The following is a 15,315-nucleotide window of genomic DNA, read 5'->3' as shown; positions in this document are numbered from 1 at the left end:
CATCCATGAATCAACAACTGGTCATTACCTTTACATTTGACAATCATGTTTTTATAAAGTTCCCCCGTCAGCTTCAGGCACGCAGTAGAAAAATAACAACAACGGGGTTGGCACTGGTCAACATTATCTGAATCGATCAGACCTGGTTCGCAGATTATCTGAGGAATTCATGAACTTCAGGGTTTCTTTGTTTTGCTGCATTGATGAAAGCTTTATTACCTTTAAGCTCAGAAGCAGCATAATTGAAAGCCTGAGGATTTATTTCAATTAATTCGAGCATACACTCGCGATCCTTCAAAATCTTTTCACTGGCCAATGATAAGCTGGAAATATTCTTAGCAATGGCCACTCGAATAACCTTTATATCCCCTCGGGCTCTCTCACCTGCATGAAACAGAAATATGGAAGACATTGCGATAGCGGCCTTGACGACATCGCTATCATTTCTCAGCTCCTCACTCAAATCTCGCAGTTGTAAGGGATCTTTTGTAATGGCGGGTAATACAAAGTATTTATCATTTCGAACCCGTTGACTGGCATATTTCAATCCATGCTTCAGCACGGCATTCCTGATCTTTTCTCTACGATCCTCAAGTGGCTGGTCCGGTGGTACATAAAACTCCAATTTGTAATTGCAAGATGGATTGATAACAAAGCATTGATATCCGATGTCATACACTTCCTCAATCAATCTAATAGTACTTATGGGATTAAATAATATAGAATGGTGCAAGAGTTCCCTGCGGGTCTGTTCACTCATCTCATCACTCATCAAGATTTCCCGCGCAGTTTCTTCAGGTTTTTCCCGACTTTCCAATGACAAAAAATAAACACATAAGCGATGAGCATAATAAATAAACTGTTGATGGTATCTGCTTAATAACTGACAGCAAGGAGCAATATGGGACCACTCTCTTTTATTCTGAAAAGACATTAAGAAAAGGCAACGTTGAAAGGCGAATCTATCCGCTTCTGTCGCAATATCACGATTAAGGCGCTGGGCAAGCAGGTCAAAGTCCCACTGGCCTCCTTCAAAAATGGGTCCGTAATTCAAACGAATATCCAAATTACTCAAAGCACGTAACACAATCATCAGTTTTTTAAAGGCAGCCTGCATGGTTTGAGTTGATTTCATTCGGGGGCATTCGACGGTCATTATACCCGCAACAGCGTTGCAACTCAGCTTCATGCTATCAGCATTTTCATCCAGTTTGATCTCTCTCAATAATTGCGCCAGAAACCACATGCGCCGGAACTTGCCGGATATATCAAAATCATCAGATATATCAAAATCATCAGATCTATCAAATTGATCAGAAAATGTCAGTCGCAAGGTTCGTTTTTTACCTCCCTCTGCGTGTTCAAGCAGCTCGACAAGGCTCATATGAGTGCCAAGCTTCAGGTTAACAATCAGAGCATCATCCATACTGACGACAGTCCCTGAGCGCCTTGATCCTTCAATGAATATTTTGTCGGACGGCTTCAATAACGGCGCCCCTGCGCCCGCACTCGTGCAATCAACATAGGTGATGTCGTTGATCGTAGATATCTCACCCTGACCCGAAGCCAGAGTGACCGGTGCCAGCGCTTTTACGAAACGCTGATGCAAGGCAAAAATCAGCTCATGGACACTTCGCACCTGCTCAGCACTTTTAGGGTTGAGTGCTTGAAGACAGGATTGCAGCTGATGACAGTCTGCCAGCCACTGACGAAAGCTTACCGGGGATACCTTCTCTTTTTCAGCGGCTTGCATGGGAGGAGTGATACGCTCTAACCCGGATTGAATGGTCTGTTTCAGCATCCCGAACCGGTCGCTCAGCAGCGGTAATTCTTGCCGCAATGACTCGACTCTGTCTGAACTCTTCTTAACAGCCAGTTGCAGGAATGCCTCGTACCCATCCAGCAGCGCTTGAGCCCCATGAACCAGTCGATTTACGCTGCCCAAGGTCTCTGCCAATAGCTTTGATCGTTGTGGCGACATGCTCAGTTTTACCGGGTTTGCCAGACAATCCAGCCCGCCGCCGGAGGCAAAAAATGCCAACAGGCGGGCATTTTGATCCGTGAGCCATTGAAATCCGCTGGCGACCTGACGGAGTGCGCCTTCTGAGAGGGACAATTCATCCCATGCAGGGATGGCTTTTGCTGAAGGCTCATCAGAAACAGCAGAGGATAGAATGCCGTGACTCAATAGTTTCCCGGTCATGTCACCGGCAACAATAAAGGCACCGGGCTTACCTTCAAAGCGGGCACAGGCCAGCGTCGCCTGTTGGCCAACCTGAGCGGCCACGGACTCAAACTGGTCACCGGCCAGCATCAGGGTTTTGCGTTGCTGTTTCATCAGGATCGCGACATGATCATTGAAGCCGCCTGTGGCAGTAACAAAGCCTCCTGCCCGCTCCAGGAACCGGTGCTCAAACATCCAGTCTTTAGCGTGTCGGGCAACGACTATGGCTCCCTCTGGCATAGAGTCTGCCGCTTGTTCTTCAGCCAGCCAGAGTGTTCCGGTGCAATAGCCTTCGCTGACACCCTCGCCAATGGCCAGGGTCTCTTTGGGTATGGGCATGGCGAAATCCAGGCCGCCGGAGAGTCGGGTGACAGGACGCACCTGCAACAGGAACAGACGACCTTGATGGTCTATGGCAAACTCCACATCCACGGGGCAGAGCAACAGTTTTTCCAGCTTTGTCACCATCGCCCTGAGGTCTGAAATCATGTCATCAGTGAGTTGATGTTCAACGTCGTTTGATTGGGCATCGGCATCATCCATTCTTATTTCCGAATAGCCATTATTGTCTTTGCGCAGGATGTAATGATTCGAGATGGTCCCGGGAAAGTATTGATAGCTGTCGGCGCCTTCCTTGCGAAAAATATCAATACGATGGGGCCTGTTACCGGACTGCCCGGCCACTATCCCTCTGGGCTGCCCCCGTGTGAACTCAACCCTGACGGTATCATCATCAAAGGATTGAAAACTCATGGCGACTCCGCCGTGCAGGCAGTCAATACACTCCTGGATAATCAGCGCCATGGGTTGCGGTATGCCTTCGGAACAGACTTCAGGCCGGTAAGCTGAGGCCATAACCTTTAGACAGGTTCGCAAAATATCCTCATCTCCCTGAACTTCCGAAAGGTATTTGCCCGCCTGGGCATCGCCATAGTTATCTTCATGAATGCCGGAACTGCGGACAATAAGCGGCCCTGATGTTGATAGTCCATGATCCCTGATCTGTCGGGCCGCTTCAGAATCTTTAACCTGCTCATAAAAGTCATCACTGGCAATAAAGTTCGCCAGACCCGCCAGCCAGCTGTCTCTTCTGATTTGTTCTGAAGGCAGGAACGCATTGAGGCGTTCCCTGATGTTTGCCAGACTGATCCCCGCCTCCGGTTCATTGCCGATCCCGGGGAAACAGGGTTCCAGACGCTGGCTATCCAGAGGGTATTGTTCCAGCGCATTGGTGACCTGAGTTGTCACACACTGAAACGGTGGCACAGACAAACCGGCTGCTTTCATGCGCTGCAAAAACATTCCCTTGCCACCAAGCAGTTCCCGGTTGGCAACAGAACAATGAGCAGCCTGATCTGCAACAGGTGAGCTGCATTTGCGCCTGGCTAGTGACCTTGTGTCGGGAACGCCAGCGGGTTCAGGATCACCAAGATACTTTTTGGCTGAACGATCAGCCTCAGTCTTATGATTGGGGACAATTGACAGACTTTGAAAATCTGATCTGCCAATGGTTGCAGGTGGTAAAGGTAACATAAAGATATCCCTCTCACGTTAATATTCATCCATGAATCAACGACTGGTGATTATCTTTACGTTTGACAATCATGTTTTTATAAAGTTCCCCCGTCAGCTTCAGGCACGCAGTAGAAACAACAACAGGGTTGGCACTGGTCCACATTTTCTGAATCGGTCAGGCCTTATTTGCAGATTATCTGAGGTATTTACGAAGTTCGGGGTTTCTTTGTTTTGCGGCATTGATAAATTTTTTATCATCTTTAAGCTTTACAGCAGCATAATGGAAAGCCTGAGGATTTTTTGCAATTAAGTCGAGCATGCACTCGCGATCACTCAAAACCTTTTCGCTGGCAAATGATAAGGGATAAGTACTCTCAGCAATGGCCATTCGAATAATGTTTTTATCGTTTCGGAGTCTTTCACTGGCATAATTCAGAGCTAAGGGATTTTTTTCGACAGCGGCCATAACAATATCGCTGTCATTCCTCAGCTCCACACTCAAATATTGCAGTTGTTTGGGATGTTTTGAAATGGCGGGTAATACAAAGTCTCTATCATTGCGAACCCGTTGGCTGGCATATTCCAAACCATGCTTCAGCACGGCATTCCTGACCTTTTCTTTATGATCTCCAGACAGTGGCTGAGGTGGCGCATAAAATTCCAATCTGTAACCATAAGATGGCTTGATAACAAAGTATTGATCTCCCAGGTCATACAGTTGTTCAACCAATCGGGTAGCGCTTTTGGGATCGAATAATAAAAAATGATGTAAGAGTTCCTTGCGGATATCCTCACTCATCTCATCACTCATTAAGATTTCCCGCAGACTCTCTTTCGGTTTGTTCTTAAGCAACAACGACCACTGACACGCGCCCAACCGGCGGGCATGATGAGCAACCTCTTGCTGGTGTTTGCTTAACAGCCAGCAGAAAGCGGCAGTCGAGTATTGACCACCCGCAATCCGATAAAACATGACAAAAAGGCAATGTTGAAAGGCAAATTTATCCGCTCCTGTGGCAACATCACGTTCAAGGCGTTGTGCAAGCAGGTTAAAGTCCCACTGACTTCCTTCAAAAATGGGACTGCACTTCAAATGCAGATCCAGATCAGACATAGCAGGTAAGACAGTGATCAGTTTTTCAAAGGCATCCTGCATAGCTGGACGTGTTGTCATTCGGGAACATTCGACGATAATTTCACCCGCTACGGCGTTATAACTTAGCTTCATGTTATCAGGATTATCAGCCAGTTTGATCTCTCTCAGTAATTGCGCGAGAAACCACATACGCATTAACTTGCCGGATTTACCTGCGTAATCAGTGCTAACAAACTGGTCAGAAAATGTCAGCCGCAAGGTGCGTCCTTTCCCTCCCTCTGCGCGTTCAAGCAGTTCGATAAGGCCAACATGGCTGCCAAGATCCAGGTTAACAATCAAGGCTTCATCCATACTGATAAGAGTCCCTGAAAGCCCTGACTCTTCCATGAATGCTCTGCTGGACTGCCTCAACAGCGGCGCCTCTTCACCCTGGGTCGTGCAATCAACGTAGGTGATTTTCCTTTTTATGGACAGACTGTCCTGACCCCAGGCCAGAGTGACTGGTGCCAGCGCTTTCACGAAACGCTGATGCAGGGCAAAAATCAGCTCATGGACACTCCGGACCTGCTCAGCCTCCTCAGGGTTAAGTGTTTGAAGACAGGATTGTAGCCGACAACAGTCTGCTACCCACTGACGAAACATTACCGGGGATAGCTTCCCTTTTTCAGTGGCTTGCATGGGAAGAATAATACGCTTTAACCCGGATAGAATGTTTTTTTTCAACATTGCGAACCGGTCGTTCAATTGCGGTACTTCTTGTCGCAATGACCTGACCCTGTGTGAACACCTCTTACCAGCCAGTTGCAAGAATGTCCCATACCCATCCAGCAGAGCTTGAGCCCCATCAACCAGCCGATTTACACTGTCGCAGGTCTCTGCCAGTCGCTTTGATCGTTGTGGCGACATACTCAGTTTTACCGGATTTGCCAGACAGTCCAGCCCGCCGCTGGAGGCAAAAAATGCCAACAGCCGGGCATTTTGATCCGTGAGCCATTGAAAACCGCTGGCGACCGTATGGAATGTGTCGTCTGAGGGGGACAAATCATCCCGTGACGGGACGGCTTTTACTGGCGGCAGATCAGACAGGCTTCCATGACTCACAAGCTCCCCGGTAATGTCACCGGCAACAATAAAGGCTCCGGACTTTCCGTTAAAGTGGGCACAGGCCAGCGTCACCTGTTGGCCAGGCTTAGCGGCCACTGCCGCGAACTGACTAGCGGCCAGCATCAGGGCTTTTCGTTTCTGTTTCATGGCAATCGCTACATGATCATTGAACCCTCCTGTGGCAGTGACAAAGCCTCCTGCCCGCTTCAGGAACCCGGGCTCAAGCATCCAGTCTTCAGCGTGTCGGGCCACCACTATGGCTCCGTCTGGCATAGAGTCTGCCGCTGCTTCTTCAGCCAGCCAGAGCGGTCCGGTGCAATAGCCTTCGCTGACACCCTCGCCGATGGCCAGGGTCTCTTCGGGTATGGGTATGGCGAAATCCAGGCCGCCAGAGAGTCGGGTGACAGGACGCACCTGCAACAGAAACAGGCGACCTTGATGGTCTATGGCAAACTCCACATCCACGGGGCAGAGCAAAAGTTTTTCCAGCTCTGTCACCATCTGCCTGAGGTCTGAAACCATGTCATCAGTGAGTTGTTGCTCAACGTCGTTTGATTGGGCATCGGCATCATCAATTCTTGTTTCTGAATAGCCGTTATTGTCCTTTTGCAGGATAAAGTGACTCGAGACCGTCCCGGGAAAGAATTGAAAGCGGTCAGTTTCTTCTTTGCTATCCCCGCGATAAATATCGATGCGGTGGGGCCTGTTACCAGACTGCCCTGCCACTACGCCTCTGGGCTGCCCCTTTGTGTACTCAACCCTGACGGTACCATCGTTAAAGGATTGAAAGCTCATGGCAACCCCGCCGTATTGGCAGTCAATGCACTGTTGGATGACCAGTGCCATGGGGGAGGGTATGCCTTCGGAACAGACTTCAGGTCGGTAAGCTGAAGCCATAACCCTGAGGCAGGTACGCAAAACATCCTCATCTCCCTGAACGTCCGAGAGGTATTTGCCCGCCTGGGCATCGCCGAAGTTATCTTCATTAATGCCGGAACTGCGGACAATAACCGGCTGTGATGTGCAGGGTCCATCCAGCTGACGACGCAGATCCCTGATTTTTTGAGCTGCTTCAGAATTTTTAACCTGTTCGTAACAGTCATCACTGGCAATAAATTCTGCCAGACCCGCCAACCATTTATCTCTTTTGGTTTGCTCCGAAGGTGGCAAGGCATTGAGGTATTCCCTGATCTTCGTCAGGCTGGTCTGTGCCTGCTGTCCGTGGTCAATCCCGGGAAGATAGCGGGATAAACGACGGGTATCCAGAGAATAACGTGCAAGAGCAGCCATGACCCCGGTTGGAACACATTGGAATGGCGGAACAGATAAACCGGTTTTGCTCATGCGCCACAAAAACATCCCCTTGCCTCCAAGTTGTTCGCGGAGTGTGTCAGCCTGATCTGAATCAGACAAACCACAGAGACGCCGGGATAAAGGAGTTTGAATGGATCGAATGCCAAAGGACTGAGGGTCAATGAAATACTTTTCGGGTGAACTATCAGCTCGGTTATTCTGATTGGGAATCCTTCTCAGAATTGGAGGCTTTGATGTACCAAAATCAGCATTTAACATTATGACATCTCTCTTATGTTAATGTTTTCTGTTGTTTATTAGCTGACCCCGGAGTTTTTTATGATCTTACAACCAATAAGTTAGCAACGCAGCTTGCACTGGCCATTGCTGTCAGAACAGATCAGACACTATCTAAAAAATATCTGATGTATTTATCAACTTTGGGGTTTCTAAACATTACTGAATCGATAAAATTCTGATCACTTTTAAGCCCGGAAGCCACATATTGGAATGCTTCAGGATACTCTGCAATTAAGTCAAGCATATACTCGCGATCATTTAACAAAGTTTCACTGGCATCTTGCAAGTAAAAAACGCCATGTTTAATCACACTATTAATAATGCTTTTATCCCTTCGGATTCTTTCACTGGCAAACTCCAGAGCACCTGGATTCTGTTTGATAGCGGCTTTGATAACGTCATCATCATCCTGAAGTTTCGAGTTGACGTCAAACAGGAGACAGCCTCTCCGGGTGACTGCGGCTATGGCAACCTGTTTATCACCCCTCAGCTCCTTACCCGCATATTTCACATCAGATGGATGCCCTGCCAGGGCTTCTAATACAAGCTCTTTATCACTTCGAATCCCTTGGCTGACATATTCCAGCCCACCCTTCACCAAGGCTTCCTTCAACGTTCCTTTGATATCCAGCAGCGACTGAGACGGTGGAACATCAAAGGTCAGCGCGTAATCGCGTGATGGTTTGATAATAAAGTATTGACCTCTCAAATCCGGATAAAAATACTCAATCAGTCCTATAGAGTAATGGCGTTCTGATAATAAAAAATGATGCAAGAGCTCCCTGCGGAGATCCTCACTAATCTCAACACTCATTAAAATTTCCCTCAGACTGTCCTCCGGATTTTTCTCGGAATAGACCAACGCGCAACACTTCCCCAACTGCTCAGCATAATAAACAAACTGTTGAAGGTGGTTGCTTAACAACTGGCAGCATTCGGGATTAATACGGCAAAAATCCCTCAGATAATACATTGTAAAAAGACAATATTGAAAAGTGAATCTGTCGGCTTCTGTCATAACATCGGGATTAAGGCTTTGCGCTAGCAAGCTAAAGTCCCAATGATCTTCTGCAAATGTTTGCCTGTCCCTGAAGAAAAAATCAAGCTCAGCCATACCATTTAACACAATCATCAGTTTTTCAAAGGCATCCTGCATGGCTTTACGTGATTTCATACCGGGGTACTCGACGATAATTTCACCCGCCACGGTGTTACAACCCAGCTTCATGCTATCAGCCTCTTCACCCAGGTTGATCACTTTCAGTAGCTGCACTAAAAACCACATACGCTTTAACTTACCTTGCTCACCACTGCCATCAGGGCTTCGAAACTGGTCAGAAAATTTCAGCCGCAAGGTTCGTCCCTTACCCCCCTCTGTGTGTTCAAGCAGCTCGACAAGGCTCATATGACTTCCAAGCTTCAGGTTAACAATCAAGGCATCATCCATACTGACGACAGTTCCTGAAAGCTCTAAACCTTCTATGTACGCTCTTCCGGATGGCCTCAATAACGGTGCCTCTGCACCCGGTGTCGTGCAATCAACATAGATGATCTCATCAATCGTGGATACCTCACCCTGACCCGAAGCCAGAGTGACCGGTGCCAATGCCTCCACAAAACGTTGATGCAAGGCAAAAATCAGCTCATGGACACTTCGCACCTGCTCAGCGCTTTTCGGGTTGAGTGCTTGAAGACAGGATTGTAGCTGATGACAGTCTGCCACCCACTGACGAAAGTTTACGGGGGATACCTTCTCTGCTTCGGCAGCTTGCATGGGAAGAGTGATACGCTCTAACCCGAATTGAATGGCCTGTTTCAACATCCCGAACCGGTCGATCAGTTGCGGTAATTCATGCCGCAATGACTCGACTCTGTCTGAACTTTGCTTAACAGCCAGTTGCAGGAATGCCCCGTAACCATCCAGCAGCGCTTGAGCCCCATGAACCAATCGATTTACGCTGACACAGGTCTCAGCCAGTCGCTCTGATCGTTGTGGCGACATGCTCAGTTTTACCGGGTTTGCCAGACAATCCAGCCCGCCGCCGGAGGCAAAAAATGCCAACAGGCGGGCATTTTGATCCGTGAGCCATTGAAATCCGCTGGCGACCTGACGGAGTGCGCCTTCTGAGAGGGACAAATCATCCCATGAAAGGATGGCTTTTGCTGAAGGTTCATCAGAAACAGCAGAGGATAGAATGCCGTGACTCAACAGTTTCCCGGTCATGTCACCGGCAACAATAAAGGCACCGGGCTTACCTTCAAAGCGGGCACAGGCCAGCGTCGCCTGTTGGCCAACCTGAGCGGCCACGGACTCAAACTGGTCACCGGCCAGCATCAGGGTTTTGCGTTGCTGTTTCATCAGGATCGCTACATGATCATTGAAGCCGCCTGTGGCAGTAACAAAGCCTCCTGCCCGCTTCAGGAACCCGGGCTCAAGCATCCAGTCTTTAGCGTGTCGGGCCACGACAATGGCTCCCTCTGGCATAGAGCCTGCGGCTTGTTCTTCAGCCAGCCAGAGTGGTCCGGTGCAATAGCCTTCGCTGACACCCTCGCCAATGGCCAGAGTCTCTTCAGGTATGGGCATGGCGAAATCCAGGCCGCCAGAGAGTCGGGTGACAGGACGCACCTGCAACAGAAACAGGCGACCATGATTGTCTATGGAAAACTCCACATCCACAGGGCAGAGCAAAAGTTTTTCCAGCTCTGTCACCATCTGCCTGAGGTCTGCAACCATGTCATCAGTGAGTTGTTGCTCAACGTCGTTCGATTGGGCATCGGCATCATCCATTCTTGTTTCCGAATAGCCATTATCATTTTTGCGCAGGATGTAACGACTCGAGATCGTCCCGGGAAAGAATTGAAAGCTGTTAGTTTCTTCTTCACTATCCCCGCGATAAATATCGATGCGGTGGGGCCTGTTACCAGACTGCCCTGCCACTACACCTCTGGGCTGACCCATTGTGTACTCAACCCTGACGGTACCATCCTCAAAGGATTGAAAGCTCATGGCGACCCCGCCGTATTGGCAGTCAATGCACGCTTGGATGACCAGCGCCATGGGGGATGATATGCCTTCGGAACAGACTTCAGGTCGGTAAGCTGAAGCCATAACCCTGAGGCAGGTACGCAAAACATCCTCATCTCCCTGAACTTCCGAGAGGTATTTACCCGCCTGGGCATCGCCGTAGTTATCTTCATTAATGCCGGAACTGCGGACAATAACGGGCTGCGATTTGGAGGATCGGTCCAACTGTCGGCGCAGCCCCTTGATGTGTTGGGCCGCTTCAGAATCTTTAACCTGCTGGTAATAGTCATCACTGACAATAAATTGCACCAGACCCGCCAGCCAGTCATCCCTTTTGGTTTGCTCTGAAGGCAACATGGTATTGAGGTAGTCCCGGATGTTCTTCAGGCTGGTCTCCGTCGCCGGTTCATAAACAAACCCGGGAAAATAGCGCTCTAAAAGATGGCGATCGAGAGGGTGTTGTTCAAGCGCATGCATGACTTGAGTCGTAACACATTCGAAGTGCGGAACAGACAGACCGGCTTCTTTCATGCGCAACAAAAACATCCCCTTGCCCCCGAGTTGTTCCCGTTTGGAGGGAGAATAGCCAGCAGCCTGATCTGAAGCAGGAGAACGGCAGGTGCGCCCGGTAATCGACGTTGGGTCGCGAACGCAACTGGGATCAAGACCACTGAAATATCTTTCCGGTGATCTGTTGACCTCAGTATTCTGATTGGGAACGGTTGCCACGCTTTGAGAGTTTGAAATGTCAAATCTAGTTGCAGGTAACATCAAGATATCCCTTTCATGTTATGTATTCGTTTCGCACCCTTTGACTGGCACCCGGATCGAAGGCACCAGACTCATCGTTAAAACAGGGGCAGACCAGCGTTAACGTCCAGCATCAAAATTTTTCCTTTCTCTTTCATGAGGGTCGCTACAGTGTCAGTGATGAGTTCTGCTTTGGCCAGGACAAAGCCGCCTGCCCGTTCCAGGAACTCAGGCTCAAGCATCCAGTCTTCAATGTATGGGGCCGAGACAATGGCACCATCTGGCATAGATTCTGCGTCCCATTTTTTGGCCAACCAGATTGGTCTGGTGCACAAGCCTTCGCTGCCCTCCTCGCCGATGGCCAGGGTCGCTTCGGAATGTTTAACCTGTACGTAATAGTCATCACTGGCAACAGGTGGTGCCAGGCCCTGGATATTGCGCTTGGCTAGTGGCGTTGCTTCGGGAACACCAGTGGCTTTAAGATCGCCAAAATACCTTTTGTGTGAACTATCAGCACCGGTATTCTGATCGGGGACAGTAGCCAGACTTTCAGAGTCTGATCTGACAATGTTTGCAGGTGGTAAAGTGAACATAAAGACATCCCTCTCACGTTAATATTCATCCATGACTCAATGGCGAGCCGCTACTTTAATTTGACAATCACGTTTTTATAAAGTTCCCCCGACAGCTTCAGGCACGCAGTAGTAAAAACAACAACAGACTGGTAACAGGCTTTGCACCGGTAGAATTCGCAAATTCACCGATCAAATAAAAACCAGTATTCTTTTCGCACCCTTTGACTGGCATGTTCAATCTCATGCTTCAGCAAGGCTTTTTCGACTTTTTCTCTATTTTGCCGCCAAAGCGGCTGATCCGGTGAAACAGCAAACCTCAGTTCGTAACCTTGTGATGGTTCGACAACAAAGTATTTATCTCTCAAATGGGGATACACATCCTCAGTCAATTGACTAGCGATGCTGGGCTTATACGTTAAAAGATGATGAAAGAGTTTCCTGCGCGTGTCATCAGTAATCTTGTCATTCATTAAAACTTCCCGAAGCTGGCGCAGCGGTTTACAATCATACTCTGCCAACCGGCGAGCCTGATCAATAAACTGTTGGTAGGGGTTGGTTAATAATCGGTAGCAATCTTCAGTGATGTAATTTCGTGTACCATGAACCAGTACGAAGAGGCATTGTTGAAAGACGAATCTATCAGTTTCTGTCGTAACATCGCCATTAAGGCGTTGTTCAAGCAAGTTAAAGTTCCACTGATCTCTTTCAAAAATGACTTTTCCATTTAAATATAAATCCAGATTGCTAATGACCTTTAATGCCGTCATCAGTTCTACAATAATATCCTGCCTGGTTTTAACCAGTGGCATTCGAGCGCATTCGACAGTAATTTCTCCCACTACGGCATTGCAGCTTAGCTTCATAGCATCAGCATTTTTATCCAGTTCGATTGCTTTCAGTAACCGCGCCAAAAACCACATACGTTTTAACTTCCCAGGTGCATCACTGCCATCAGGGCTATAAAATTTGTCAGAGAATTTTAGCCGAAAGGTTCGACCTTTTCCCCCCTCTGCATGCTCGAATAGCTCGATAACAGTCTTATGATCACCAAGATCCAGGGTAACAATAAAGGCATCATCCATACTGACGACAGTCGCTTTAGACTCTAACTTATCGATGGATGCAACGGTCGGGCTCAATAGCGGAGCCTCTTCACCCCGGGTCGTGCAATCAGCATAGGTGATGTCATTTATTTTAGATAGCCTGCCCTGACCCGAGTCCAGAGTAACCTGTCCCAACGCCTTTACGAAGCGCTGATGCAAAGCAAAAATCAGCTCATGGACACTACGGACCCACTCAGCCTTCCGGGGACTGAGTGCCTGAAGACAGGATTGTAGCTGATAACAGTCTGCCACCCACTGATGAAATATTCCCGGGGATAGCTGTCCTTTGTCGGAGGCTTGCATGGGAAGAGTGATACGCTTCAACCCGGATTGAATGGTCTTTTTCAGCTTCTCGAACCGGTTGATCAGTTGCGTTACTTCATGCTGCAATGACACGACACTGTATGAACATCTCTCTCCAGCCAGTTGCAAGAATAAACCGTACCCATCCAGCAGCGCTTCAGCCCCATGAACCAGTAGATTTACGCTGTCACAGGTCTCTGCCAGTCGCTTTGATCTTTGCGGCGACATGCTCAGTTTTACCGGGTTTGCCAGACAATCCAGTCCGCCGCCGGAGGCAAAAAATGCCAACAGGCGGGCATTTTGATCCGTGAGCCATTGAAAACCACTCGCGACCTGACGGAGTGCGCCTTTCGGGAGGGACAAATCATCCCATGAAGGGATGGCTTTTGCTGGCGGCACATCAGAAACAGCAGAGGATAGACTTTGGTGACTCAGCAGTTTCCCGGTCATGTCACCGACAACAATAAAAGCTCCGGGTTTACCGTTAAAGCGGGCACAGGCCAGCGTCGCCAGTTTGCCAACCAGAGCGGCCACAGCCTCAAACTGGCCAGCCGCCAGCATCAGGGTTTTTTGTTGCTGTTTCATCAGGATCGCTACATGATCATTGAATCCTCCTGTAGCGGTGACAAAGCCTCCTGCACGCTTCAGGAACCCGGGCTCAAGCATCCAGTCTTGAGCGTGTCGGGCCACGACAATGGCTCCCTCTGGCATGGAGTCTGCCGCTGATTCTTGAGCCAGCCAGAGTGATCCGGTGCAGTAGCCTTCGCTGACACCTTCGCCGATGGCCAAGGTCTCTTCGGGTATGGGCATGGCAAAGTCGAGGCCGCCGGAGAGTCGGGTGACAGGGCGCACCTGCAACAAGAGCAGGCGGCCCTGATGATCTATGGCAAACTCCACATCCACGGGGCAGAGCAACAGTTTTTCCAGCTTTGTCACCATCTCCTTCAGGTCTGAAATCATGCCATCAGTAAGTTGTTGTTCAACGTCGTTTGATTGGCTATCGCCATCATCAATTCTGGTTTCCGAGTAGCCGTTATTGTCCTTATGCAGGATAAAGTGACTCGAGATCTTCCCGGGAAAGAATTGAAAGCTTTTAGTTTCTTCTTTGCTATCCCCGCGATAAATATCGATGCGGTGGGGCGTGTTGCCGGACTGCCCTGCTACTACGCCTTTGGGCTGACCCTTTGTGTACTCAACCCTGATGGTGCCATCCTCAAAGGATTGAAAGCTCATGGCGACCCCACCGTATTTGCAGTCAATGCATTGTTGGATGACCAGTGGCATGGGGGAGGGTACGCCTTCGGAACAGACTTCAGGCCGGTAAGCTGAAGCCATAATCTTGAGGCAGGTACGCACAATATCCTCTTCTCCCTGAACTTCTGAGCGGTATTTGCCCGCCTGGGCATCGCCGTAGTTATCTTCATTGATGCCGGAACTGCGGACAATAACGGGCTTTGATTTGGAGGATCGGTGCAACTGTCGGCACAGCCCCCTGATATGTTGGGCCGCTTCAGAATCTTTAACCTGCTGGTAATAGTCATCACTGGCAATAAATTGTTCCAGACCCGCCAGCCAGTGATTCCTTTTAGTTTGCTCTGACGGCGGCAAGGCATTGAGGCATTGCCTGATGCTCGTCAGGCTGGGCTCTGCCTTCAATACACAGCCAATCTCAGGGAGATAGCGGTCTAAACGATGGCTATCCAGAGGCTGTTGTTCAAGGGCATTCATGACTTGAGCAGTAACACACTCAAATGCTGGAACAGACAGACCGGCTTTCTTCATGCGCCACAAAAACATTCCCTTGCCCCCAAGTTGCTCCCGGTCGCCGGGAGAACAGTCAGCAGCCGGTGAACGGCAACTGCGTTCGGCCAGTGGCGCTGGATCGACAACAACTCCGGGACTAACATTACCGAAATGTCTTTTGGGTGAACTATTAGCCCCGTTATTCTGATTGGAATGAGTTGCCGGGCTTTGTGGATCCGTTTTTTTTAAAAAAGTTGTATCTAACATCAACCACCGCCATTAAA

Annotated in this window: 5 protein-coding genes; all 5 read right to left on the bottom strand. The window is 49.1% G+C overall.

Going from position 1 to position 15,315, the window contains the following annotated elements; translation table 11 throughout:
* Window positions 1–154: 154 nt before the first annotated feature.
* Entirely contained in the window at window positions 155–3,757 is a 3,603-nt protein-coding gene (locus ACOMG9_RS09510; protein WP_494530126.1) for a PEP/pyruvate-binding domain-containing protein, read from the bottom strand.
* Between the two features lie 175 nt (window positions 3,758–3,932).
* Complete coding sequence (locus ACOMG9_RS09505; RefSeq protein WP_494530125.1) at window positions 3,933–7,511, bottom strand: DUF4116 domain-containing protein; 3,579 nt, start codon at window positions 7,509–7,511, stop codon at window positions 3,933–3,935.
* A 121-nt stretch (window positions 7,512–7,632) separates the two neighbouring features.
* Window positions 7,633–11,328 carry a PEP/pyruvate-binding domain-containing protein gene (locus tag ACOMG9_RS09500; protein WP_494530124.1) on the bottom strand — a complete coding sequence of 1,232 codons (3,696 nt, stop codon included), beginning with the start codon at window positions 11,326–11,328 and terminating at the stop codon, window positions 7,633–7,635.
* A 77-nt stretch (window positions 11,329–11,405) separates the two neighbouring features.
* The gene (locus ACOMG9_RS09495) at window positions 11,406–11,900 is read right to left on the bottom strand and encodes a hypothetical protein (protein ID WP_448216736.1); all 495 of its coding nucleotides are present in this window, start codon (window positions 11,898–11,900) and stop codon (window positions 11,406–11,408) included.
* Between the two features lie 164 nt (window positions 11,901–12,064).
* Entirely contained in the window at window positions 12,065–15,298 is a 3,234-nt protein-coding gene (locus ACOMG9_RS09490; protein ID WP_494530123.1) for a PEP/pyruvate-binding domain-containing protein, read from the bottom strand.
* Between the last annotated feature and the right edge of the window lie 17 nt (window positions 15,299–15,315).

The organism is Endozoicomonas sp. PH6C, assembly GCF_059322965.1.
Note: the sequence above shows the minus strand (reverse complement) of the source record. Positions and strands in the feature narration are given on the sequence as shown.